Genomic DNA, 23,742 nt, shown 5'->3' with positions numbered 1-23,742 from the left:
GGAGGGGCAGCGACAACAGGGTCGCTGCCCCTACGCTTGGCGTCGACTGCTGCAAGCTCGACGACACACGCCGCCCAGACGCGGCACCGGAAGCACGGGTTCGCGAACCCGTGCGACCCCCAAGTCAATGACGACTTCGCGGCCGGATGCACCCCATCCATCGGCCGCACTCCACGAAGGAGACCCCCATGGGCGACACCCGCCTCCACTCGACGCCGGGCACCGGCCACGCGCGAGTCTCGACCGAAGCAGTCCGCACCATCGTCGAATCCCGCCGAACTCGGCGCCGCTTCTGGCAGCAGCTGGCCCTCATCGGCCCCGCCTTCGTCGCGGGCGCCTGGCAGTTCGGCCCAGGCAACCTCACCACGGCAGTGCAGGCCGGAAGCTCCTACCAGTACACGCTCATCTGGGTCATCGCCGTCTCGACGGTGCTCATGATCTTCCTCACCGACATGAGCGTGCGACTCGGCATCAAGTCGCCGGTCTCCCTCATCGCCTCCATCAAGGACCACCTCGGGAAGCCCCTGGGCGTCGTCGCGGGCGTCGGCGTGTTCCTCATCACGCTGTGCTTCTCAGTCGGCAACGCCGTCGGCTCCGGGCTCGGCCTCTCCATGCTCGTCGACGGCTCGTCGCCCGTCATGTGGACCCTCATCTGCACCCTCGGCGTCGCGGCGGTGCTGTTCATCCGCAGCATCTACAACGTCATCGAGAAGGTGCTCATCGCCATCGTCGCGCTCATGGCGATCTGCTTCGTCGTGAGCGCGTTCGTCGTGAACCCCGACTGGTCGGCGGCTGGCCGCGGGCTCATCCCCACGGCGCCAGAAGGCTCATGGCTGCTCATCGTGGCGCTCGTCGGCACGAACTTCTCCATCAACGCCGCCTTCTACACCTCCTACGGCACGAAGGAACGCGGCCGGAAGGAAGAGGACTACCGCGACGTGACGATCGTCGACACCATTCCGGGCATCATCGCCCCCGGCATCATGACGGGGCTCGTCATCATCGTCGCGGCCGGCGCCCTGGGGAAGACGTCCGAGACGGCGACCTCCATCACCAGCCTTGCCGCCATCTTCGAACCGCTAGCCGGCCCCATCGGCGGCTTCATCTTCGCGCTCGGCTTCGCGGGGGCGGCGTTCTCCTCCATGATCCCGAACGCGATCGCCGGCGGCACGATGCTCTCCGACGCGTTCGGCCGCGGCGCATCCGCCAACACCCTCACGGCACGACTCACGAGCGGCTTCATCCTCGCCTTCGGGCTCGGCGTCACGCTCATCTTCCAGACCTCGCCGGTCGAACTCATCGTGCTCGCGCAGGCCCTCACGATCCTGGTCGCTCCCATCCTGGCCGCGCTCATCATCATCATGGCGAACCGCCGCTCGCTCATGGGCGAGATGCGCAACAGGTGGTGGCAGAACGCGTTCGGCATCATCGGCCTCGCCGCCGTGCTCGCCCTCTCCGTTCGGCTCCTTCTGAGCTTCATCGCAGGATAGGTCTCGCGGCGGCCGTTGGCCAGGGTCCGTGCGCGGCAGCAGGCTGCGCGAGGGCCCTGGCCAATTTCCGTGATCAGGCCCATCGGCACTCGCCGGGGCCCGGCGTCGTCCTGGGCGAGGAGGCACATCCATCACGGAAGTCGGACAGCACCGGTCGCCCCCTGCGCCCTCCTAGGATGACGGCATGGTGAGCTTCGCCGACAAACCCATTCACGACTTCACGATCGAGCAGTGGGAGGCGTTCCTCGCGGCCGGCCCCGACGACGGCGGCGTGCGCTTGAAGCTGCGCAAGAAGCTCTCGAATGCGCCGGGCATCACCTGGCAGGAAGCCCTCGACGTGGCCCTCTGCTACGGGTGGATCGACGGCCAGTCGGCGCGATTCGACGACGACTACATGCTGCAGGCCTTCACGCCGCGGCGGAAGAACAGCCCGTGGTCGCAGATCAACGTCGGGCACGTGGCCCGCCTCATCGACGAGGGGCGGATGCAGCCTGCCGGCCACGCGGAGATCGAGCGCGCGAAGGCCGACGGCCGCTGGGAAGCGGCCTACCGGGTCAAGGATGCGGTCGTCCCCGCCGACTTGCAGGCGGCACTCGACGCGAACCCAGAGGCGCTGGCCTTCTTCGAAGCGATGAAAAAGCAGGCCCGCTTCCAGGTGATCTTCCGCATCACGGGCATCAAGACACCCGCGATCCGCGCCGCCCGCATCCAGGATGTCGTCGAGAAGGCGGCGCGCGGCGAGCACCACTACAAGTAGGCGCCCCGCCGGCGCGTCTCCCGCCTGGATGTCCGTCTCCCCGACGCAGACATGCAATAAATGCATGCTCCCGACGTCGAGAGCATGCATTTTCACATGTTTGCCGCGCGCACAGGGCAGGCAAGAGGCGGGTGGATGCGCCCGGCGAGCGGGCGCATCCACTTGGCCTAGCGGAGCACGCGCTCCGAGATGAACGCGCGCAGCGCCTGCTCGTCGTCGTCGAGCTCGACGACCCGCTGCGGGGCGTCGAGGAGGGCCTGCGTCTCCGCATCCACATCGACGGCCGAGCCGAGGGCCTCCGAGATGGTGTCGGCGAACTTCTGCGGCTTCGCGGTCTCGAGCACCAGCATGGGCACGCCGTCCTCGAGGTGCTCGCGCGCGACCTTCACGCCGTCGGCCGTGTGCGGGTCGATGGTGACACCGGATGCGTCGTGCACGCTGCGGATCGTCGCGAGACGGTCGGCATGCGTGCTCGTTCCGCTGACGATGCCGAAGAGCGGCTCGAACGTGTGCTGCGCCACGGAGAGGTCGATCTCGCCGGTCTCGGCGAGCTCGCTCCAGGCGGCAGCCGTGCGGCCGCCGTCGCGACCGAGCAGCTCGAACACGAACCGCTCGAGGTTCGACGCGCGCGACACATCCATCGACGGGCTCGACGTGGCGAGGGTGTTCTCGGCGTTGCGCGGGCGGTAGAAGCCCGTGCGGAAGAACTCGTCGAGCACGTTGTTCTCGTTGACGGCGAGCACGAGCTTGCGGACCGGCAAGCCCATGAGCTTCGCGTACAGACCCGAGAGGATGTTGCCGAAGTTGCCGGACGGCACCGCGAACGAGACCTCGAAGCCGTCGCGCTCATCCGCCGACAGCTCGTCGGTCGAACGCAGCCACGCCCACACGTAGTACGCGATCTGGGCGGAGATGCGGCCGAAGTTGATGGAGTTGACGGCGCCGATGTTGTTGCCGCGCTTGAAGTCGATGTCCTCGGCGAGGCGCTTCACGAGGTTCTGGCAGTCGTCGAAGACGCCCTTCACGGCGATGTTGTGCACGTTCTCGTCCTGCAGCGAGTACATCTGCGCGCGCTGGAACGCGCTCATGCGGCCCTGCGGCGAGAGCATGAAGACCGAGACGCGCTCGCGGCCGCGCAGCGCGTGCTCCGCGGCGGACCCGGTGTCACCCGAGGTGGCACCGAGCACGTTGAGCACCCGGTCGCGCTTGCCGAGCACGTAGTCGAGCGTCTGCCCGAGGTACTGCATCGCCATGTCCTTGAACGCGAGGGTCGGCCCCTCGGACAGGCCGACGAGCGTGAGCTGCGCATCCAGCTTCTGCAGCGGAACGACGTCCTCTGACGCGAAGCGGCCCTCCCCGTAGGCGTGCGCGGTGAGCTGCTCGAGGTCCTCGCGCGGGATGTCGGTCGCGAAGAGGCCGAGCACCGCCGTCGCCAGCCCGGCGTAGTCGAGCGAGCGCCAGCCCTCGAGGTCCTCGTTCGTGAAGTGCGGCAGCAGCTCCGGCACGGCGAGTCCGCCGTTCGGGGCGAGGCCCTCGAGAAGAACGTCGGAGTAGGAACCGAGCGTGCCGCCACGGGTTGAGATGTATTGCAAGTTCACTCGCCTCAGTCGTCGTGTTTCACCGGGAATGTGCGCCCCCATCGTATCGGGGCGGCTCAGTCCCGGGAGGTGCCCTTGACTTGCGGCGTCTGCCGACCAGCCTGAACCTCGAGCGCCGTGGTCTCGTCGACCAGCTCAGCGCGGCGCTTGCCGGCGGAGCCCACCGCGAACCGGTACGCGAGCAGCAGCAGGGCCAGCCACACCGCGCCGACGATGAGCGCGACGCGGGTGCTCTCGAACCAGCCCAGCACGCCGAGCACGAACACGAGGAAGCCGAGGGTCGCCCATGACGCGAACGGCCACAGCGGCACAGGGAACTCGGATGCGCTGCGTTCGCCGCGCGCGATGTCGCGCTTCATGGCGATGTGCGAGCAGACGATCATGATCCACACCCACACCGTCGCGAAGGTCGCGATGGAGGCGATCACGAGGAAGACATCCTCGGGGATGACGGCGTTCATCCACGCGCCGACCGCGAGCGCCGCGACCATGAGCGCCACCGTCGCCCATGGCACGCCGTTTCCGGAGACGCGGAGGAACACGCGCGGCGCCTGCCCCTGCTCGGCGAGACCGAAGATCATGCGGCCAGCGCCGAACACGTCTGAGTTGATGGCCGAGAGGGCCGCCGTGATGACGACGAAGTTCAGGATGTGCGGGGCCGCGGGGATCCCGAGGCCATCGAAGATCGACACGAACGGGCTCGCGTCACCCGTGATCGTGTTCCACGGCGCGAGCATCATGATGACGGCGAGCGCGCCCACGTAGAAGAGGAGGATGCGCAGCGGCACGCTGTTGATGGCCTTCGGGATGACGCGCTTCGGGTCCTGCGCCTCGCCGGCCGTGATGCCGATGATCTCGATGCCGCCGAAGGCGAAGACCACGATCGCGAACGACGCGATGACGCCCTCGATGCCCATGGGGAAGAAGCCGCCCGTCGCCGGGTTGAAGAGCGCCCCGATGCCAGACGCATCCGGTGACTGGTTGCCGAAGCCGAAGATGATGATCGCGATGCCGCCGGCGATCATGGCGATGATGGCCGTGACCTTCACGAGCGCGAGCCAGAACTCGAGCTCGCCGAACGCGCGCACCCCGAGCAGGTTGATGGCGGCGATGAAGAGGATGACGGCGACGATCCACACCCAGCGGGCGACGTCCGGGTACCAGAAACCCATGTACACGCCGAACGCGGTGACGTCGGCGATCGCGACGACGATCATCTCGAACGCGTACGTCCAGCCCGTGATGAACCCCCAGCGTGCGCCGAGGTAGCGGTTCGCGAACTGCCCGAACGAGCCCGTCACGGGGTGGCGCACCGTCATCTCGCCGAGCGCGCGCATCACCATGAAGACGGCGGCGCCCGCGATCATGTAGGCGAGCAGGACCGCCGGACCCGCGGCCTGGATCGCGGCGGAGGACCCGTAGAAGAGGCCGGTTCCGATGGCCGAGCCGAGCGCCATGAAGCGGATGTGCCGCGCCGTGAGCGCCCGCGCGAGCGGCCGCTTCGGGGTCGCCCCCGATTCGATGCCGTCGTTCTCGACCGTGTTCATGCGCAGCTCGTGTCTCTCGTCGCTCGGTGGCGCATCCACCCGACCGTCTTCTGCGCCGGCGCGCCACCTGCGGAATCGTAGCCCCTCGGCGCGCCGTCGTCGGCACTGGACCCAAGCTGGAGCGATGCCAGGAACCCGCCGAGAATCCGGGGAGGTCACCCGTGAATGACGCCAAGCGCACGGCCCGTTGCCCTAGGTTGGCGTCAAGCATCTGCCCCGCTCGAGTGGGGCGTCGAGGAGGACACCATGCCAGAGACACTTCCGCTGCCCGATTCCCCCCGCCAGGGCGTGGAGCGCTTCGAGCTGAGCGCCGTCCCGCTTGCCGTCGCGCGCTACGACAACGTCAGCATGCGCGAGCTGCGGACGCTCTTCGACACGACCTTCCAGGCGATGGCTGCAGCGATCGGCGCCGACAAGGTGCATCCCTCCGGCCCCGCCCTCGCGGTCTACCACGGCGACCCCTCGCAGACGTTCGACGTCGAGATCGGCTTCCCGGTCGTCGAGCCGATCCGCGAGAAGACGCTCGTCGGCGACGTGACGATCCAGAATTCCACCCTGCCTGCGGGAGCCGCGGCCGGCGCGTCGCACCTCGGATCCTTCGACGGCCTCGGCGAATCGTGGGGTCGCCTCATCCAGGATCTCCGCGACTCGGGCGACGAGCCAGGCTCCACGGTGGAGATCTACGTCACCGAGCCGAGCCCCGACATGAACCCGGACGACCTGCGCACCGACCTCATCGTGTCGCTCGCCCCGCGCGGGTAGGCACGCGGCCGGGCCGCGCGCGCACAGACCCCACAGACCCCACAGACCTGAGCCTCCCGCATCCACCCGGCGGCAAGCAGGTGCGCAAGCCCAACGTCTGCGCCGACAGGGCAAAGCACGCCCACACACCTGGGCCTCCCGCACCCACCCGGCGGCAAGCAGGTGCGCAACCCCCAATGTCTGCGCCGACGAGACGACGTGCGCCCACAAGCCCCACAGACCTGGGCCTCCCGCACCCACCCGGCGGCAAGCGGATGCGCAACCCCAACATCTGCGCCAACAAGACGAAGCACGCGCCCAGACCTGAGCCTCCCGCACCCGCCCGGCGGTAAGCGGGTGCGCAACCCCGACGTCTGCGCCGACGAGACGACGTGCGCCCACAAACCCCACAGACCTCACAGACCTCACAGACCTCACAGACCTCACAGACCTCACAGACCTGAGCCTCCCGCATCCACCCGGCAGTAAGCAGGTGCGCAACCCCAACATCTGCGCCAAGAAGACGAAGCACGCGCCCAGACCTGCGCCTCCCGCACCCACCCTGCCGCAAGCAGATGCGCAACCCCAATGTCTGCGCCGACAAGGGCGAGGCCCGCCCGCAGATCCCACAGACCTGAGCCTCCCGCACCCACCCTGCCGCAAGCAGATGCGCAACCCCAATGTCTGCGCCGACAAGGGCGAGGCCCGCCCGCAGGTCCCACAGACCTGAGCCTCCCGCACCCACCCGGCCGCAAGCAGATGCGCAACCCCGACGTCTGCGCCGACAAGGGCGAGGCCCGCCCGCAGATCCCACAGACCTGGGCCTCCCGCACCCACCCGGCGGCAAGCAGGTGCGCAACCCCAACGTCTGCGCTGAGAAGACGAAGCACGCCGACAGGGCAAAGCACGCCCACAGACCTCACAGACCTGGGACCCGCGCACCCACCAGACGGCAACTAGATGCGCAGCCCCGACGTCTGCGACTCAGACGCGACCTGCGCCCTGCGACGGGAGCACCTCGAAGGTCGCGGGCTCCGCGAACCCGGCCGCGGCGAAGGCCTCGTGGATGCTGCGCGAGACCTCGGCGAGATCGCCGCGTTCCACGAGCGCGATCGCCGCTCCCCCGAAGCCGCCGCCCGTCATGCGCGAGCCGATGGCTCCCGCAGCGACGGCCGTCGATACAGCGAGGTCGAGCTCGGGCACGGAGATCTCGAAATCGTCGCGCATCGATGCGTGCGACTCGGCGAGCAGCGGGCCGATGCTGCGCGGGCCGCTGTCGCCGAGCGCGGCGACGACAGCAAGCACCCTCGCGTTCTCGGTGACGATGTGCCGCACTCGACGGAAGGTCTCGTCGTCCAGCACCCGCTCGGCGCGCTCGAGGTCGCCGCCCGTCACGTCGCGCAGCGAGGCGACGCCGAGCCCCGCCGCACCCTTCTCGCACGACGCGCGCCGCTCCGTGTAGCCGCCGCTCGCGTGGGAGTGCTCGACACGGGTGTCGATGACCAGCAGCGCGAGGCCCTGCGCCTCGAACGCCAGCGGCACGATCCTCGACTCGAGCGAACGGCAGTCGAGCAGCACGCCGGAGTCGCGCTGGCCGAGGAGCACCGCCGACTGGTCCATGATGCCCGTCGGCGCACCGACGGCCTCGTTCTCCGCGAGGCGTCCCACTCGAGCGAGCGTCCGCCGGTCGAGCCCGAGGCCCCACAGCTCATCGATCGCGACCGCCACAGCCCCCTCGAGGGCAGCGGATGAGGACAGACCCGCCCCGAGGGGCACATCCGACTCGATGTGCAGGTCGAGGCCGCGCACCTCGCTGAGGTCGGCGCCCAGCTCGCCAGCCGCCCAGATGACACCGAGGGCGTACGCGGACCAGCCGCCGAGCGCATCCGGTGCCAGCTCGTCGATGGCGATCTCCTCGACGCCCTCGCGCAGGCCGCTCGAGACGCGGACGAGTCGGTCGTCGCGCAGCCTCGCCGCGACCACCGTGTGCCGGTCGATCGCGAATGGGAAGACGAAGCCCTCGTTGTAGTCGGTGTGCTCCCCGATGAGGTTCACGCGGCCGGGCGACGACCAGAGGCCGTCCGGCGCCCCATCGTGGATGCGCGCGAACGCCTCGGCGGCCGTCCTCGCGAGCTCCGGCCGGGTCACGCTGCGTCCACCTTCGCGAGCGCCGCGCGCAGGAGGCCTGCCGTGGCTTCGGGTGGGACGTCGCCGATGAAGGCGCCCATCGCCGACTCCGAGCCGGCGAGGAACTTGAGCTTGTCCTCCGCGCGTCGCGGCGAGGTGATCTGCAGCATGAGCCGGATGTCGTCCCGGTGCGAGTTGACGGGCGCCTGATGCCAGGCGGCGATGTAGGGGGTCGGGGTGTCGTAGATCGCGTCGATGGCGCGGAGCACGCGGCGGTACTCGCGGGCGATCTCGTCGCGCTCCTGGGCCGTCGTCTCGGCGAGGTCGGCGACGTGGCGATGCGGAAGCATGTGCACCTCGAGCGGCCAGCGCGCGGCGAACGGCACGAAGAACGTGACGTGCTCGCCGCGCAGCAGGACCCGGTCGGAGGCCTGCTCGAAGTCGAGGATGTCCTGGAACAGCGTCGGTCCGTACGTCTCGATCGAGCGGATGAGGGCGCTCGTGCGCGGCGTGATGTACGGGTAGGAGTAGATCTGGCCGTGCGGGTGGTGCAGCGTCACCCCGATGTCCTTGCCGCGGTTCTCGAAGGGGAACACCTGCTGCACGCCGGGCAGCTGCGAGAGCGCCGTCGTGCGGTCGGCCCAGGCCTCGACGACCGTGCGGGCGCGCGAGAGGGAGAGCGATGCGAAGGATCCCTCCGACTCCGGGCTGAAGCAGACGACCTCGCAGCGACCGATGGATGGCTTCGTGCGGCCGAGGCCCACCGAGGTGAGCTCCTCGAGCTGCACGTCGGCGTCGGCGTCGTCTCCGCCCAGCGCGGGTCCGAACGAGGGCGACTTGTTCTCGAAGACGGCGACGTCGTAGTTGCTCGGCACCTCGGTGAGGTTGGCGGGCGTGGACGGCGCGAGGGGGTCGAGGTGCTTGGGGGGCAGCATGACGCGGTTCTGCCTGGCCGCGGCGATCGAGATCCACTCACCGGTGAGCGGGTCCTGACGCATCTCGGCGACCGGTGGGCGGTCGGCGGGCACCCGGCTGTCGAGGGCGCGCTCTGGGTCGAGCGTCGTGTCGGCGTCGTCGAAGTAGATGAGCTCGCGACCGTCGGAGAGCAGCGTCGGACGCTTGACGATGTTGTTGGTGAGGGAATGCACGCTCCGATTACGCCACTTTCGTTTTCGAAAGTCAAGTGCCTTTCGCTTGCGAAGGCGTAAGCTGAATCCCGTGGTGAACATCGAGACGCCCCCAGAAGGCCCCGCGCACGCGCGCAGAGCCGACCTCGTCGAACTCGTGAAGCGTACCGGCTTCGCCAGGGTCGCCGACCTGAGCCGAGAACTCGGCGTCTCCGAGGTGACCGTGCGCTCGGACCTCACCGCGCTCGAGCGCGACGGAGTGCTGGGCCGCGTGCACGGCGGCGCGATCTACGGGCACGGGCCGACCGGCCTCGAGACCTCGTTCGAGACGGCGCAGCAGAGCGCCGCCGACGAGAAGCGCCGCATCGGCATCGCCGCGGCCGCACTCGTGACCAGCGGCTCGAGCGTGCTCCTCGACGTCGGCACCACCACGACGGCCGTGGCGGAGGCGCTCCTCGCCCGGGAAGACCTCGACGACGTCGTCATCATCACGAACGGCCTCTCCATCGCGCTCGCCCTCGAGTCGGCCATCCCCCGCTTCACGGTCGTCGTGACCGGGGGCACCCTCCGCCCGCTGCAGCACTCGCTCGTCGCGCCGTACGCATCCGCCATGTTGGAGCGCGTCCACACCGACCTCGCGATCATCGGCTGCACTGGCGTGCAGGTCGCGGCCGGCGTCACCAACGTGAATCTGCCGGAGTCGGAGCTCAAACGGGCCATGCTCCACGCCGCGGACCGCTCGGTCGTCGTCGCCGACGCCAGCAAGCTCGGCCGCGCCCACGTCGGCGTCATCGGCGGGCTCGCCGAGTTCGCGAGCATCATCACCGGCGCCGAGGCCGCCGACGACGACGTCGCGGCGCTTCGAGCGGCCGGCAGCGACGTGCAGCAGGTCTAGCCGCACTCAGCCGGCCGAGCGCCTCGGCACCTCCGCGAGTGTCCAACATCAGTGCGATTTCGGCGGTGTCCGACGCTCAAACGCCAGAACGCAGCGAAATCGCACTCATGTTGGTCAGCAGAGCTACTGTCCGGCGGGCACCGCGAGCGCAGGGGCCGAATGCACGTCGACGGCGACGACGCTGCCCGGCTCGAGCGCACCCGTGTCGCGGCTCCGCATGTGCGCCCGCAGGAGCGTGCCGTCCGCGAGCCGCGCCTGGACGACGACGTGGGCCCCGAGGAATCCGGTCGAGACGACCCGCGCGAGCGCCTCACCGGCTGGCAGAGCATCGTCGGCATCGACGCCTGTCGATGCGCTCGGACCGCCCACGGACACCTCGGCGCTCACGGTACCCGAGGCCCCCGACTCGTCCGCCGCGAGCCGGGAATCGGCCACCGCGAACGACACGTGCTCCGGCCGGAGCAGCACGTCGACGGCACCCTCGGCGCTGCCCGCGAGCAGCGGCACCCGCTGCCCGAGCACCGTCGCGACTCCGCCCTCCGCGCTGGCCCGCACGCGCGAGTGGTGGCCGATGAAGTCGGCGACGAACGCGTTCTCGGGCGTCGAGTAGATGGCCTCTGGCTCGCCGAGCTGCTCGATGATGCCGCCGCGCATGACAGCGACCCGGTCGGCGACGGCGAGCGCCTCCTCCTGGTCGTGCGTGACGAAGACGGACGTGATGCCCACCTCGAGCTGGATGCGGCGGATCTCGTCGCGGAGCTGCACGCGCACCTTCGCATCCAGCGCGGAGAGGGGCTCGTCGAGGAGCAGCACCTTCGGCTGGACGGCGAGCGCGCGTGCGAGCGCGACTCGCTGCTGCTGACCCCCGGAGAGCTCGTTGGGGTACCGCTCGCCGAAGCCGCCGAGCCCGACGAGCTCGAGGTACTCGGGCACACGCGTATTGCGCTCCTTCGCGGAGATTCCGCGGCGGAGGCTGAGGGGGAACGCGACGTTCTGCGCCACGGTCAGGTGCGGGAACAGCGAGTACGACTGGAACACCATGGCCATGTCGCGCTTCGAGGCTGGCACGTTCGCGACGTCGCGGCCGCCGACGAGGATCTCGCCCTCGTCGATGTCCTCGAGTCCCGCGAGCGCGCGCAGAGCGGTGGTCTTCCCGCATCCGCTGGGCCCGAGGAGGGCGACCATCTCGCCGGGCTTGATGCTCAGGTCGAGTCCGCGCAGTGCCACGGTCTGGCCGAAGCGTCGCGTGACGCCGCGCAGCTCGACGCCGACGGCCACCTGGGAGTGCGTGGTGGAGGTGGATGCGTCGGTGCCGCCACGGGAGGCGACTTCAGGGAGGGTGCTGGTCATGGGCGTGCCTTTCGGGTCGTGCGCTTCCTGCGCCCCGCGAGCAGGTCGAGGGCGATGAGCAGGATCGTGGTGACGCCGAGCGCGAGGAGCGACATGACGGCGGCGATCTGCCCGTCGGAGAGGTTGATCTGGAAGAGGGCGGTCTGCAGGTTGTCGCGGGCGAGGAAGCGGGCGACGGTGAACTCGCCGAGCACGACCGCGATGGTGACGAAGCTCGCCGAGATGAGCGCGGTGCGGATGTTCGGCAGGATCACGCGCACGATGATGACGGGCCAGGACGCCCCGAACGAGCGGGCGGCCTCGGTGAGGGTCTTCAGGTCGATCGACCGGAGGCCGGCGTCGATCGAGCGGTAGGCGAACGGCAGCACCAGCACGACGTAGGCGAACGCGAGCCACACGGTGTTCGACCCGAGGGGCGTGGAGGCGAGGAAGCGGTAGATCGGCGCGAGTCCGACGACGAGCACGACGGCGGGGATGGTGAGCGGCAGCAGGCAGATGAACTCGACCGCCCGGTCCATGGCGGGCACCTTGAGCCGCACCCACACCATGGTCGGCACGAGCAGCACGAGCATGATGGCGACGGTGAGGACGCACATGATGAGCGAGTTCGTGAGCCCGGACCAGAGCACGTCGAGGGTCGAGTACTCGCCCGTGTTGCCCGCGAAGACGCGCTTCCAGGCGTCGAAGCTGACCTCCCCCGTGAGCGGGAAGCGGATGGAGAACTCGAAGAGGCTCACGAGCGGCACGAGCAGCGCGACGGTGGTGAGGGTGAGCACCGCGATGCGGAAGGCCTGCTGGCGGCGGCGGGCCCGCTCGACGAGGCCGCGGCGGCGTGGACGCGCAGGGGCGGATGGTGCGAGCTGCGTCATCGGGACAGCCACCTTGCGCTGCGCTTCTGCAGGAGCGCGTAGAGCGACATGACGATGGCGACGACCACGATCATCCCGAGCGCGAGGGCCTGCGCGTAGGACTCGAGCCCCGCGGTGTTCTCGTTGCGCAGCGCCGCCTCGATCTCCATCGGCACGATGATTGTCTGCTGCGAGATGAGGGCGGCCGCCGTCGCGAAGGCGGAGAAGGAGTTCGCGAACAGCAGGAGCACGGAGCCGAGGAAGCTCGGCGCGAGCAGCGGGCCGGCGACGCGGAACCAGTAGACGAGCGAGCTGCCGCCGAGCATGACGGTCGCGTCGCGCCATTCCCGGCGGATGCCGTCCACTGCCGGCAGGAACACGATGACCATGAGCGGCACCTGGAAGTAGAGGTAGACGGCGACGAGGCCTGGGACGCTCGACAGGAAGCCGGAGTCGACCTGGAAGCCGGCCGCTCCCTGCAGGAAGCGCGTGAGCATCCCGTTCGTGCCGATCGTCGCGACGAACGCGAACGCGAGCATGACGCCGCCGAACTGCGCGAGCACCGAGTTGAAGGCCGTGAAGACGCGGCGACCGATGCTGTTCGGCGGGCTCGTGGAGAGGGCGTACGCGACGACGGCGCCGATGACGGCGCCCAGCACCGCGGTGACGACCGACAGCCACGTCGATGTCCAGAAGATCGTGATGGAGGCGGGAGAGAGGAGCCGCTCGAATCCGCTCGTCGTGAAGACGCCCTGTCTGGTGAAGAACGCGCCGATGGCGACGAGTACCGTCGGCAGCAGCAGGAAGACGCCCGTGTAGAGGAGGAAGGGGGCGACACCGAAGAGCGACGTCCGCGACGCCGCCTTGGATGCGCCCGACGGGCGGCGCCCGGGCGCGTCAGGCGTGGCTGCGAGTGCAGCGCCTGACGGCTCGGTCGCCGCCGCGAGGGGTGCGGTTGCGGTCATCAGGAGATCGTCGAGTCCCAGTTCTCGGCGAGGAACGCGTTCGCGGTCTCGGCTTCTTCCGAGGTGGGCGTCACGGGCGTGCCCTCGACCTCGGGGAGGCTCTCGAGCGCGGTCTGGTCGACCGTGCCCTCGGCTTCCATCCAGTCGAACAGGACCGGCATGGCGCCGCCGGCGAGCCAGATGTTCTGCACCTCCGGCGAGTACAGGTACTCCATCCAGAGGCGAGCGGCGGCGGGGTTCGGGGCGTCGACGTTGATGGCCTGGTTGTAGTACGCGGCGATCTCGCCGCCCTTCGGCACGAAGGTCGCCCACTCGACGCCCTTCGCCTCGAGGCGCTCGACGGTCGAGAGCTGGTTGTAGCTCCAGTCGAAGACGACACCGTGCTCGCCGGCGTCGACGGTGCCGGCTGTGACGTCCTTCAGGTTGAGGGTGCCAGCCTCCTTGAGCTTCGCGAAGTAGTCGAGGCCCGGCTGCAGGTCGGCGAAGTCTCCGCCGACCGCGTTGTTCGCCGAGAGGAAGCCGTTGAACGCCGCGCCGGCCTCTGCGGGCTTGCCGTTGAGGGCGACGGAGTTCGCGAACTTCGCGTCGGTGAGCTGGTCGATCGAGGTGATCTCGCCGTACTTGGTGGCGTTGTAGCCGACCGACATGATGCCCGTGTAGTCGTTCACCCAGAGGCCGGTGGCCTCCTTGTTGGCGTCGGGGATGTGCTCCCAGTTCTCGACCTGGTACGGCGCGAAGTAGTCGGTGGATGCGAGGGCGACGTTCGCTCCGAGGTCGAAGACGTCCGGCGCCTGGTCGGTTCCCTTGTTGGCGTCGGCCGCCGCGATCTCCTCCTGCGAGGAGGCGTCGGGGAGGATCGAGTTGACGGTGATGCCGTACTTCTCGGTGAAGCCGGCCTTGATCTCGCCGTAGTTCGCCCAGTCGTCGGGCAGCGCGATGACGTTGATGGTGCCTTCGGCCTTCGCGGCTTCGACGAGCGCCTCCATGCTGCCGAAGTCGTCGAGGCTCGTCGCGGTCGCCGCAGCGGCGGTGTCGCCGGTCTCACCCGTCGCGGGGCTCTGCGAGCACGCGGTCAGGGCAAGTCCCGCGAGGGCGAGGGTCGCCACAATTGAAAGTCGCTTGTTCATGCGAAGTCGATGTCCTTCTCGGAATCCTGGTGGGGCCGGAAGCCGAGAGGCCAGCCGGCGCAACCCTGCCGACTGGCTGGGCGGACACAGGCCACCACGCCAGCGTGAACACCAGCGGTCACCGGATGAACGCCGACGGACGCGCATCTGAACGGCCCATTCGCGCGCATCCGCCGCCCATCGCGCGGCCGCCCGCGAACGCCGTAGACTCGTCCGGTGCGGACACGCCCCGACTTCTCCGCATCGCGCCGCCAGAAGGAGCCTCGCCAGTGAGCAGCCAGACCACAACCCCGTCTTCCGAAGCAGTTGGCCCGGACACCGTCGACAACGCGAAGGCGACTCCCGAGAAGGACCAGCCGTACGGCGCCCTCGGGCTGAAGCCGGACGAGTACGACAAGATCCGCGAGATCCTCGGCCGCCGCCCCACCTCGGGCGAGCTGGCCATGTACTCGGTCATGTGGTCGGAGCACTGCTCCTACAAGTCCTCGAAGAACTACCTGCGCCAGTTCGGCCAGAAGGTCTCCGAGGAGATGAAGAAGAACCTCATGGTCGGCATGGGCGAGAACGCCGGCGTCATCGACGCTGGCGAGGGCTGGGCGGTGACCTTCAAGGTCGAGTCGCACAACCACCCCTCCTACATCGAGCCGTTCCAGGGCGCCGCGACCGGCGTCGGCGGCATCGTCCGCGACATCATCTCCATGGGTGCCCGCCCCGTCGCGGTCATGGATGCGCTCCGCTTCGGCGCGATCGACGAGGCCGACACGGCACGGGTTGTGCACGGCGTCACGAGCGGCATCTCCTTCTACGGCAACTGCCTCGGCCTGCCGAACATCGGCGGCGAGACCTGGTTCGACAGCGTGTACCAGGCGAACCCGCTCGTCAACGCGCTCGCGGTCGGAGTGCTCCGCCACGAGGACCTCCACCTCGCGAACGCCCGCGGCGCCGGCAACAAGGTCGTGCTCTTCGGCGCGCGCACGGGCGGCGACGGCATCGGCGGCGCATCCATCCTCGCGTCCGACTCGTTCGACGAGAAGGGCCCCACGAAGCGCCCGGCCGTCCAGGTCGGCGACCCCTTCGCCGAGAAGGTGCTCATCGAGTGCTGCCTCGAGCTGTTCCGCGAGAAGGTCGTCGAGGGCATCCAGGACCTCGGCGCCGCAGGCATCTCCTGCGCGACGAGCGAGCTCGCGGCGGCCGGCGACGGCGGCATGTACATCGAGCTCGACAAGGTGCTGCTGCGCGACCCGAACCTCACGGCCGAGGAGATCCTCATGTCGGAGAGCCAGGAGCGCATGATGGCGGTCGTCGCTCCCGACAAGCTCGACGCGTTCATGGCCATCGTCGACAAGTGGGACGTCGAGACGAGCGTGCTCGGCGAGGTCACCGACACGGGCCGCCTAGTCATCAACTGGCGCGGCGTGGAGATCGTGAACGTCGACCCGCGCACCGTCGCGATCGACGGCCCCGTCTACGACCGCCCCGTCGCCTACCCGAGCTGGATCGACGCGCTCCAGGCCGACTCCGCATCCGCGCTCCCCCGCCCCCAGTCGGGTGAGGAGCTCCGCGAGCAGGTGCTCGCCCTCATCTCGTCGGCGAACCTCGCCAACCCCGAGTGGATCACGCAGCAGTACGACAGCTACGTGCTCGGCAACACCGCCTTCGGCACCCCCGAGGACGCCGGCATGGTGCGCATCGACGAGGAGTCCGGGCTCGGCTTCGCCATCAGCCTCGACGCCAACGGCCGCTACGCGCAGCTCAACCCCTCTGCCGGGGCCAAGCTGGCGCTCGCCGAGGCGTACCGCAACGTCGCCGCCACGGGCGCACGCCCCGCCGCCGTCTCCGACTGCCTCAACTTCGGCAGCCCCGAGAACCCCGAGGTCATGTGGCAGTTCGCGCAGGCCGTCGAGGGACTCGCGGATGGCTGCCTCGAACTCGGCATCCCGGTCACGGGCGGCAACGTGTCGTTCTACAACCAGACGGGCGACGTGCCCATCCACCCGACCCCCGTCGTCGCCGTGCTCGGCCTCATCGATGACGTCGCACGCCGCGTTCCGTCGGGCTGGCAGGAGGAGGGCGACAACCTCTACCTCCTCGGCACGACCCTCGAGGAGCTCTCCGGCTCCAGCTGGGCCGACGTCGTGCACGGACACCTCGGTGGCCTCCCCCCGCAGGTCGACCTCGAGCGCGAGAAGGCGCTCGCCGACCTCGTCATCGGCGCGGGCCAGCAGGGCCTCCTCACCTCGGCGCACGACCTCTCCGAGGGTGGCCTCGCGGCAGCGATCGTCGAGGCGTCGACACGCTTCGGCGTCGGCGCGCGCATCGTGCTCGACGGCCTCATGCGCAAGGAAGGCGTCGATGCCGCGACCGCGCTCTTCAGCGAGTCGGCCGGGCGCATCCTCGTCTCCGTCCCGCACGACGACGACGTGCGCTTCCAGGCGATGTGCGAGGCGCGTGACTTCCCCGTCACCCGCGTCGGCGTGAGCGACGGCATGGGTGCCGACGCGAAGCTCGAAGTCCAGGGCCTCTTCGAGTTCACGCTCTCCGAGCTCTCCGAGGCGCGCGGCGCGACGCTGCCGAAGCGCTTCGGCGACGTCGTCGGACCGAACTCCGCACCGATCTCCGCAGCCATCACGGCGGCGGCTTCGTCGGCGCCGGCCTCGTCGGCGCCGGCCTCGTCGGCGCCGGCCTCGTCGGCAAACTAAGCGCCGCACCTCTTGAGTCTCGGGATGGGTTCCACGCTTCGGGATGGGTTGCTTCCCATCTCGAAGCGGGGAACCCATCCCGAAACTGTTGGCGCGAGCGTCGGCGAGGTCTTCGCTGCGATCGCGGCGTCAGCGACCGCGGCCGGTTTCACTCTCGATGATGGCCAGCGGATGGTCGCCCGGCGTCTCGCAGGGCTCGGCGCGCAGATCGTCGAGCACGAAGCTCTCGCCGTGGAGAACGCCGCTCCGAGCACAGCCGCCGACGCTGCCCCCGTCGCCGGGGTGAGCGACCCCGAGGCCGCCGGAGTGAGCGAGCCCGAGGTCGCCGAGGCGGATCGCCCCGACGCATCCGCCGCCCATGCGACGGTCCCGCGCGGCCTCTACCTGTGGGGGCCCGCCGGCCGCGGCAAGTCCTGGCTGCTCGACGCCTTCTACGGCGCGGTGCCCGTGGACCGGAAGCTGCGCGTCCACTTCCACTCGTTCTTCAACGAGCTGCACTCGCGAATCTTCGCGAACCGAGGCTCCGAGACCGTCTTCGCGAACGCCGTCCGCGAGTTCATCGGCGACGCGAAGCTGCTGCTCTTCGACGAGTTCCACGTGCACGACCCGGGCCACGCGACGCTGCTCACGGCCCTGCTGCGGTATGCCCTCGACCACGGCATCACGGTCGTCGCGACCTCGAACTACCGGCCGCAGGGCCTCCTCCCGAGCCCCGTCTACCACCACATCTTCGAGCCGGGCATCGAGCTCATCGAGCGCGAGCTCGACGTCGTGGAGCTGCCGGGCGAAGTCGACTACCGCCGTTCACGCGCGGACGCCGTCGAGCGCCGGGGCTTCGCGACCGGTTCGTGGGTGCACGTGCCGAGCGTCACGTCGACGCGCATCGACGGCGCAGACGACGCGGACGGCGCAGACGGGGAGTCCAGTCCTGCTGCGGGCCGTGCACCCGACGCCACTCGCCCGGCTCCCGCCGAGGCGACGAGCCTCGAGCTCGGCGGCCGCACGTTCGAGGTGACGGCAGTGCGCGGCCGCGAGCTGTGGGCGACGTTCGCGGAGCTCTTCATCGTGCAGACCTCGTCGCTCGAGTTCCTGCAGTGGGCGCGCGACTTCGACACGTGGCACATCCTCGACGTTCCCCTCCTCGCCTCCGTCGGCCGCGACCCGCAGCAGCGCTTCGTGAACGCCGTGGACGTGCTCGTCGACTACGACATCGAGGCGCACTTCCACGCCGACGCGTCGTTCGACGAGTTCGTCGCGGCTGCCGCCGGCCGTGCCGACGCGTTCCGCATGGTCAGCCGCCTGCACCTCCTCCAGCGCTGAGGCTTGTCCGCCTAGGGCGTTCGCCGCCCGGCCGCGAGTCACGATTCGATGCCGGGCATGCGCGGTACAGCTCGAATTCACTAGGCTCGTCGGGCAAGCAGAGCGCTTGTCCTCGCAGGCGCACCCGCTCACCACGCTCTTGGGGGATTCTCAATGACGACATCCACGACAACCGAGGTCAAGCCTCGCGAGCAATGGACCGGGCAGACCGGCTTCATCCTCGCCGCCATCGGCTCCGCCGTCGGCCTCGGCAATATCTGGCGATTCCCTGGTGTCGCCTATGAGAACGGCGGGGGCGCGTTCCTCATCCCGTACCTGGTCGCGCTCATCACCGCGGGCATCCCGATCCTCTTCCTCGACTACGCCATCGGGCACCGGATGCGCGGGGCCGCGCCGACCGCGTTCCGTCGCGTCGCGAAGTGGATGGAGAGCCTCGGCTGGTTCCAGGTGTTCATCTGCTTCGTGATCGGCCTGTACTACACGGCCATCATCGCCTGGGCGCTGAGCTTCTTCGTGCTCTCGTTCAACCTCGGCTGGGGCGACGACCCCGCGGCGTTCTTCACCGGTGACTTCCTGCAGCTCAGCGAGCCTGGCGTCTCGATGCAATTCGTGCCCTCTGTCCTGATCCCGCTCGTCGCCGTGTGGGGAGTGACGATCTTCGTGCTGGCAGCCGGTATCGCGAAGGGCGTAGAACGCACGAACTTCATCTTCCTGCCGCTGCTGCTCGTGTCGTTCCTCATCCTCGTGGTGCGCGCGCTCTTCCTGGAAGGCGCGGCGGACGGGCTCAATGCGCTCTTCACGCCCGACTGGGTCGCGCTCGGCGACCCCAGCGTCTGGATCGCCGCGTACAGCCAGATCTTCTTCTCGCTGTCCATCGCCTACGGCATCATGGTCACGTACTCGTCGTACCGGAACCGTCGCTCGAACATGACCTCCCCCGGACTGGTCGTCGCCTTCTCGAATTCGTCGTTCGAGATCCTGGCGGGCATCGGAGTGTTCGCGACGCTCGGATTCATGGCTCACCAGCAGAACGTCGCCGTGGGCGAGCTGGAGGGGCTCACCGGGCCGATCCTGTCGTTCGTGACCTTCCCCGCCATCATCTCGGAGATGCCAGGTGGGCAGATCTTCGGCGCGTTGTTCTTCGGGTCGCTCGTGATGGCGGGATTCACCTCCTTGCTGTCGATCCTGCAGGTCGTCTCGTCAGCCTTCCAGGACAAGTTCGGCTGGTCACCCCGCAAGGCTGCGGTCATCCTCGGCAGCGTGAGCGCCGTCATCTCGATCCTGCTCTTCTCGACGACCACGGGCCTCATCGCGCTCGACACGGTCGACATGTGGACGAACAACATCGGCATCATCTCGTCCGCTATCGCCACCTGCATCGGCGTGATCTGGGTCGCCAGACGCGGCGAGGAGATCCGTCTGCACCTCAACGCCGTGTCGACGTTCCAGGTCGGCAAGTGGTGGCTCGTCCTGACAGGCATCATCGCGCCGGTTGTCCTCACCTACATGCTCATCGAGCAGATCAGGACGCTGATCGTCGACGGCTACGAGGGCTACCCGCTGTGGTACGTCGGCGTCTTCGGCTGGGGTGCGGTCCTCGTCATGCTGGTCGCGAGCGCGATCATGACCCTGGTCCGCTGGCGCAACAGCCCGGACACGTTCACTGCCTGGCCGACATCGGCTGAGCTTCGCGAGAAGGAGACGGTCCGATGACCCCAGAAGCCATCACGATGCTCATCGTCGCGATCGGGATCGTGTGGGGCGGATGCGCCGCGTCCGTCATCGCACTCCGTCGGCGTCCGGAACGCGCCGACTACCCGGCGGGTGGCCATGACGACGGCAGAGCCGAACAGGCCCCGGTCATCCACGACACCTGATTCGCCGCGCAGGCCCCGGTCTGCGCTGAGAGAGGGAACGGAACCCCGCCTGCGATTCGTTCGCTGGCGGGGTTCTGCTGACTCGGCGCGCTGCTCAGCCCTGCGGCTTGCGCTGCCAGACACCGAAGCGGTTGCCGAGCGGGTCGCGCAGATGCGCAAACTTGATCCTGCCGTTGTCGACGAGCGGGATGACGGTCTCCGCCCCGTTCGCGGCCGCCTGCTCGAGCTTCGCCTCGATGTCCTCGACCTCCACGTAGAACACCGCCCAGCTGCCGCCGCCGACCGTGTTGGAATCCCAGAGCCCGCCTCCGTTGCCTGCGCCGTCGACCATCCCGTAGCCGCCGGGCTCGAGCGAGCCGAACGTCCAGCCGAAGGTGTCACCGTAGAAGGCCTTCGCGGCCTCCGGGTCGGTGGTGCCGATCTCGAAGTAGTTCACGTTGTCCGGCATGGTTGCTGTCCTCTCATTCGGATGCGCCGCAGCGATTCTGGCTGCGCCGCCGGCCTGTTCGGCCGTTGGATCCGATCGTGAGGTCTCACACAGTGTGAGAGTCAAGCCGCGATGGGGACGTTGACCTCGGTGACCCAGTTGTCCGGGTTCGGCTCGCGGCCTGGGCCGTGCACGTAGACGTTGAAGATCGGGCCGACGCGGGTGCGACCCTGCCTGGCGACCCAGCTGCCCGCGGTCGCCGTGGCCTCGTTGATGGTCTCGAAGCCGCCGTGGTGGGTGACCGTCGCGACGCGCTGCTCGGGGAGTTCCACGACCTCGTACCCCTCCGGCGCGGATGTACCGCGGTACTCGCGCCAGATCGCCATCTCGACGTCAGCGTCTCGATACTCGTCGTCGAAGTAGGTGGCACCACCGACCTCGCCGAAGGCAGCGGGGTCTCGCGAGGTGAGGTCGGCCACCGGCCCACGGAAGTCGACCCAGAGCGGACCCTCGGAGGGGTAGTCGGCGACCGTGCGGCGCAGGTACAGCACGCGCAGCGCCGGGAAGGTGCGCTCGGTGACGTCCAGACGGGTCGAGCGCGCCGCGAGCCCATCGAGGAGCGTCGCGGCGAGCGCCTGCTGATCGGCGACCCGCTGCGCCTCGGCCTTGAGCTCGTCGAGGTGCAGCTGCAGGCGCGGTCGGAGCACGTCAGGGGCCGCGAAGAGCGGCAGGAGCTCTGCGATGGCGGGGATTCCGCACCCGGCGTCGCGCAGCATCCGCACGCGCCCCGCCTCCCGGAGCTGGGCTGCGGCGTAGCGTCGGTACCCGCTGAACTCGTCGACCTCGGCGGGCGCGAGCACGCCCCGTTCGGCGTAATGCCGCAGCATGCGCACGCTCAGACCCGAGTATCGCGAGAACTCGCCGATGCTCATCAGGCTTCCGGGATGCTCACCGTTCATGCGCCAAGTCTGGCACCGGGTCGCGTGTGCCGGCGATCACTGACCAACATCAGTGCGATTTCCGGCCTTCGACCCGCTTCCGGCACTGGATGCAGGGCTTCTGCACTGATGTTGGACACGGCCCGCGGCGACGGCGACGGCAACGGCAGCTGCGGCCCCAGCGGCAGACGCAGCGCCAGTGGCAACCGACCCGCTACTTCCTGGCTGCCTGCTGCGCTCGCGCGGCCTCGCGCCTGCGGTCACGCTCGGCGTCTGCCGCAGCCGCCGCCTCGGGCGTGGGGGCGGTGCCGCCGAGCACGCGGGGCTGCCACCACTTGCCCGCGCCGTCTTCCGGGTAGTTCGACTGCAGCTCGCTGAGGAGCGCCTCCATGACCGTCTTGAGCTTGGCTGTGGTGTCGGCGGGGTCGTCGTCCGGTGCGACATGGATGGGGGCGCCGAAAGAGAAGTGCACGGGGATGTTGAGGCGCTCTCGCAGCGTGATCTTGCGGTTCTTGGTGAGGAGGCGGTGCCCGCCCCAGACGGCGACGGGGATGATGGGCACGCCGGCCTGCGCGGCGAGGCGTGCGGCTCCGGTCTTGAAGTCGCGAATCGTGAACGACGCGCTGACACCAGCCTCGGGGAAGACGCCGACGAGCTCGCCGTCACGCAGGGCGGTCGCGGCGGCGGCGAACGCGTCCGCACCGGCCTTCATGTTCACCGGGATGTGCCGCATGCTGCGCATGAGTCGGCCGACGACGTGCTTCTCGAACACGCTCTGCTTGGCCATGAAGCGGATGCGCCGCCGGTTGTGCATCCAGGTCGCGCACTCGACGAGGGCGAACTCGAGGTAGCCGAAGTGGGTCATCGCGATGACGGCGCCGCCGGTATCGGGAAGGTGCTGCGCGCCGCGGACCGTCTGGCGAACGCGGAGCGCGCCGAAGACAGTGCGGCCGACCCCGATCGCAAATGAGTAGACGGGTTCGCGAGTCATGTGGCTCCCTGGTCCAAGTGTGAGGTGCCACCTTATTCGGGGCACCTGGGACGACTCCGGGGCGCACGCGGACGTGGGCGGGGCCTGCGCATCCGTGCTCTTGCCAGGTGCTCTCCACAGATGCGATACTTGCCACACTGCACGTTCGTACATTTTTTAGTGCAACTTTGTGCATTTATCCGCTAGGAGCAACTGACAATGGCTGTCCCCATCCCTGTACGGAGCCCGTTTCTGATCGTCAACCCGAAGGCGTACCTGACGGGCAGCGAGCTCATGAAGCTGGCACACCTCACCGACGAACTCGCTGGAGCGTTCGACATCGACGTCGTGTTCACCGCGCAGCACATCGACCTCCGGTCGGTCGTCGCCGAGACGACGAACCTCTGCGTCACCGCCCAGCACGTCGACCCGATCGTGCCTGGCCGCGGCATGGGGCACATCCTCGCCGAGGGCCTCGCCGAAGCCGGGGTCAAGGCCGTCGTGCTCAACCACGCCGAGCACCCCCTCACCTTGGCCGACCTCGACGCGACGATGCGCCGTTGCGAAGAGGTCGGTCTTGCAACCATCGTCTGCGCCGACTCGGACCTGCAGTGCCGCGCGGTTGCCGACCTCGACCCCTCCGGCATGATCTGCGAGCCGACCGCCAACATCGGCACGGGGCAGATGGACGCGGGCGACTACATCGAGCGCACGACACAGATCGTGAAGAACGTCGACCCGGCGATCCTCGTCGTGCAGGCAGCCGGCGTGAGCCGCGGCGCCGACATCACGCGCGTCCTGCAGCAGGGCGCAGACTGCTCCGGCGGCACGAGCGGCATCATCAAGCATCCCGACTGGCGCGAGATTCTCACCGAGATGTTCCAGGCGCTCGCCGACCACCGCGACGCGCAGGCGAGCGCCGCCCCCGCCAACTGACCC

At 69.0% G+C, this 23,742-nt stretch carries 20 protein-coding genes; 9 read left to right on the top strand and 11 right to left on the bottom strand.

What is annotated here, in order from left to right:
* The first annotated feature begins 188 nt into the window (after positions 1–188).
* Together C5E07_RS01080 and C5E07_RS01075 are read left to right on the top strand one after the other, a co-directional pair.
* On the top strand, positions 189–1,490 hold the full coding sequence (locus tag C5E07_RS01080) for an Nramp family divalent metal transporter (protein WP_104240140.1): 1,302 nt from the start codon (positions 189–191) through the stop codon (positions 1,488–1,490).
* Positions 1,491–1,674: 184 nt separating this feature from the next.
* Positions 1,675–2,247, top strand: a complete 573-nt coding sequence (locus C5E07_RS01075; RefSeq protein WP_104298095.1) for a YdeI family protein — start codon at positions 1,675–1,677, stop codon at positions 2,245–2,247.
* A gap of 167 nt (positions 2,248–2,414) precedes the next feature.
* Here the strand turns inward: C5E07_RS01075 and thrC are convergent, their stop codons facing one another.
* Positions 2,415–3,839, bottom strand: coding sequence for a threonine synthase (gene thrC, locus C5E07_RS01070; protein WP_104298261.1), 1,425 nt, complete (start codon positions 3,837–3,839; stop codon positions 2,415–2,417).
* Positions 3,840–3,901: 62 nt separating this feature from the next.
* The gene (locus tag C5E07_RS01065) at positions 3,902–5,392 is read right to left on the bottom strand and encodes an amino acid permease (protein ID WP_104298094.1); all 1,491 of its coding nucleotides are present in this window, start codon (positions 5,390–5,392) and stop codon (positions 3,902–3,904) included.
* Positions 5,393–5,638: 246 nt separating this feature from the next.
* Between C5E07_RS01065 and C5E07_RS01060 the strand changes: the two genes are divergently transcribed.
* The gene (locus tag C5E07_RS01060; RefSeq protein WP_181057687.1) at positions 5,639–6,154 is read left to right on the top strand and encodes a GyrI-like domain-containing protein; all 516 of its coding nucleotides are present in this window, start codon (positions 5,639–5,641) and stop codon (positions 6,152–6,154) included.
* A gap of 963 nt (positions 6,155–7,117) precedes the next feature.
* On the opposite strand, the gene galK is transcribed toward C5E07_RS01060, so the two are convergent.
* Entirely contained in the window at positions 7,118–8,281 is a 1,164-nt protein-coding gene (gene galK / locus C5E07_RS01055; RefSeq protein WP_104298092.1) for a galactokinase, read from the bottom strand.
* Positions 8,278–9,408: a galactose-1-phosphate uridylyltransferase gene (gene galT, locus C5E07_RS01050; RefSeq protein WP_258063734.1), complete on the bottom strand. Its 1,131-nt coding sequence runs from the start codon at positions 9,406–9,408 to the stop codon at positions 8,278–8,280. The genes galK and galT overlap by 4 nt, the downstream gene beginning before the upstream one ends.
* Before the next feature lie 70 nt (positions 9,409–9,478).
* Between galT and C5E07_RS01045 the strand changes: the two genes are divergently transcribed.
* Entirely contained in the window at positions 9,479–10,282 is an 804-nt protein-coding gene (locus tag C5E07_RS01045; RefSeq protein WP_258063733.1) for a DeoR/GlpR family DNA-binding transcription regulator, read from the top strand.
* 123 nt (positions 10,283–10,405) lie between these two features.
* Here C5E07_RS01045 and C5E07_RS01040 read toward each other — a convergent pair whose 3' ends face one another.
* Genes C5E07_RS01040 through C5E07_RS01025 form a run of 4 tightly spaced genes read right to left on the bottom strand, consistent with a single transcriptional unit; the run spans position 10,406 to position 14,572 of the window.
* Positions 10,406–11,632 (bottom strand): ABC transporter ATP-binding protein, encoded by a 1,227-nt coding sequence (locus C5E07_RS01040; protein WP_104298090.1) that lies wholly within the window; start codon positions 11,630–11,632, stop codon positions 10,406–10,408.
* Entirely contained in the window at positions 11,629–12,501 is an 873-nt protein-coding gene (locus C5E07_RS01035) for an ABC transporter permease (RefSeq protein ID WP_104298089.1), read from the bottom strand. The genes C5E07_RS01040 and C5E07_RS01035 overlap by 4 nt, the downstream gene beginning before the upstream one ends.
* Positions 12,498–13,445, bottom strand: a complete 948-nt coding sequence (locus tag C5E07_RS01030) for an ABC transporter permease subunit (RefSeq protein ID WP_104298088.1) — start codon at positions 13,443–13,445, stop codon at positions 12,498–12,500. Before C5E07_RS01030 ends, C5E07_RS01035 begins: the two co-directional genes overlap by 4 nt.
* Entirely contained in the window at positions 13,445–14,572 is a 1,128-nt protein-coding gene (locus C5E07_RS01025; protein ID WP_104298087.1) for an ABC transporter substrate-binding protein, read from the bottom strand. The genes C5E07_RS01030 and C5E07_RS01025 overlap by 1 nt, the downstream gene beginning before the upstream one ends.
* Before the next feature lie 269 nt (positions 14,573–14,841).
* On the opposite strand from C5E07_RS01025, the gene purL reads away from it, so the two are divergent.
* The 4 genes from purL (at position 14,842) to C5E07_RS01005 (ending at position 20,468) form a co-directional block, all read left to right on the top strand.
* Positions 14,842–17,271 carry a phosphoribosylformylglycinamidine synthase subunit PurL gene (gene purL, locus C5E07_RS01020; protein ID WP_258063732.1) on the top strand — a complete coding sequence of 810 codons (2,430 nt, stop codon included), beginning with the start codon at positions 14,842–14,844 and terminating at the stop codon, positions 17,269–17,271.
* Between the two features lie 24 nt (positions 17,272–17,295).
* Complete coding sequence (gene zapE, locus C5E07_RS01015; RefSeq protein WP_104298085.1) at positions 17,296–18,591, top strand: cell division protein ZapE; 1,296 nt, start codon at positions 17,296–17,298, stop codon at positions 18,589–18,591.
* Positions 18,592–18,744: 153 nt separating this feature from the next.
* Entirely contained in the window at positions 18,745–20,304 is a 1,560-nt protein-coding gene (locus C5E07_RS01010; RefSeq protein ID WP_104298084.1) for a sodium-dependent transporter, read from the top strand.
* Positions 20,301–20,468, top strand: coding sequence for a methionine/alanine import family NSS transporter small subunit (locus tag C5E07_RS01005; RefSeq protein WP_104298083.1), 168 nt, complete (start codon positions 20,301–20,303; stop codon positions 20,466–20,468). Before C5E07_RS01010 ends, C5E07_RS01005 begins: the two co-directional genes overlap by 4 nt.
* 94 nt (positions 20,469–20,562) lie before the next feature.
* Here C5E07_RS01005 and C5E07_RS01000 read toward each other — a convergent pair whose 3' ends face one another.
* The 3 genes from C5E07_RS01000 to C5E07_RS00990 form a co-directional block, all read right to left on the bottom strand.
* Positions 20,563–20,916: a VOC family protein gene (locus C5E07_RS01000; protein ID WP_104298082.1), complete on the bottom strand. Its 354-nt coding sequence runs from the start codon at positions 20,914–20,916 to the stop codon at positions 20,563–20,565.
* Positions 20,917–21,017: 101 nt separating this feature from the next.
* A complete protein-coding gene (locus C5E07_RS00995; RefSeq protein WP_104298081.1) occupies positions 21,018–21,854 on the bottom strand; it encodes a GyrI-like domain-containing protein in 837 nt (278 codons plus the stop codon).
* 193 nt (positions 21,855–22,047) lie between these two features.
* Positions 22,048–22,824: a 1-acyl-sn-glycerol-3-phosphate acyltransferase gene (locus tag C5E07_RS00990; RefSeq protein ID WP_104298080.1), complete on the bottom strand. Its 777-nt coding sequence runs from the start codon at positions 22,822–22,824 to the stop codon at positions 22,048–22,050.
* Between the two features lie 198 nt (positions 22,825–23,022).
* Between C5E07_RS00990 and C5E07_RS00985 the strand changes: the two genes are divergently transcribed.
* Positions 23,023–23,739, top strand: a complete 717-nt coding sequence (locus C5E07_RS00985) for a triose-phosphate isomerase (protein ID WP_104240126.1) — start codon at positions 23,023–23,025, stop codon at positions 23,737–23,739.
* The last annotated feature ends 3 nt before the right edge of the window (positions 23,740–23,742 follow it).

Origin of the sequence: Pseudoclavibacter sp. RFBJ3 (assembly GCF_002931375.1) — a bacterium.
Taxonomy (GTDB): domain Bacteria; phylum Actinomycetota; class Actinomycetes; order Actinomycetales; family Microbacteriaceae; genus Pseudoclavibacter.
This window is presented reverse-complemented; position numbering and strand designations above follow the sequence as displayed.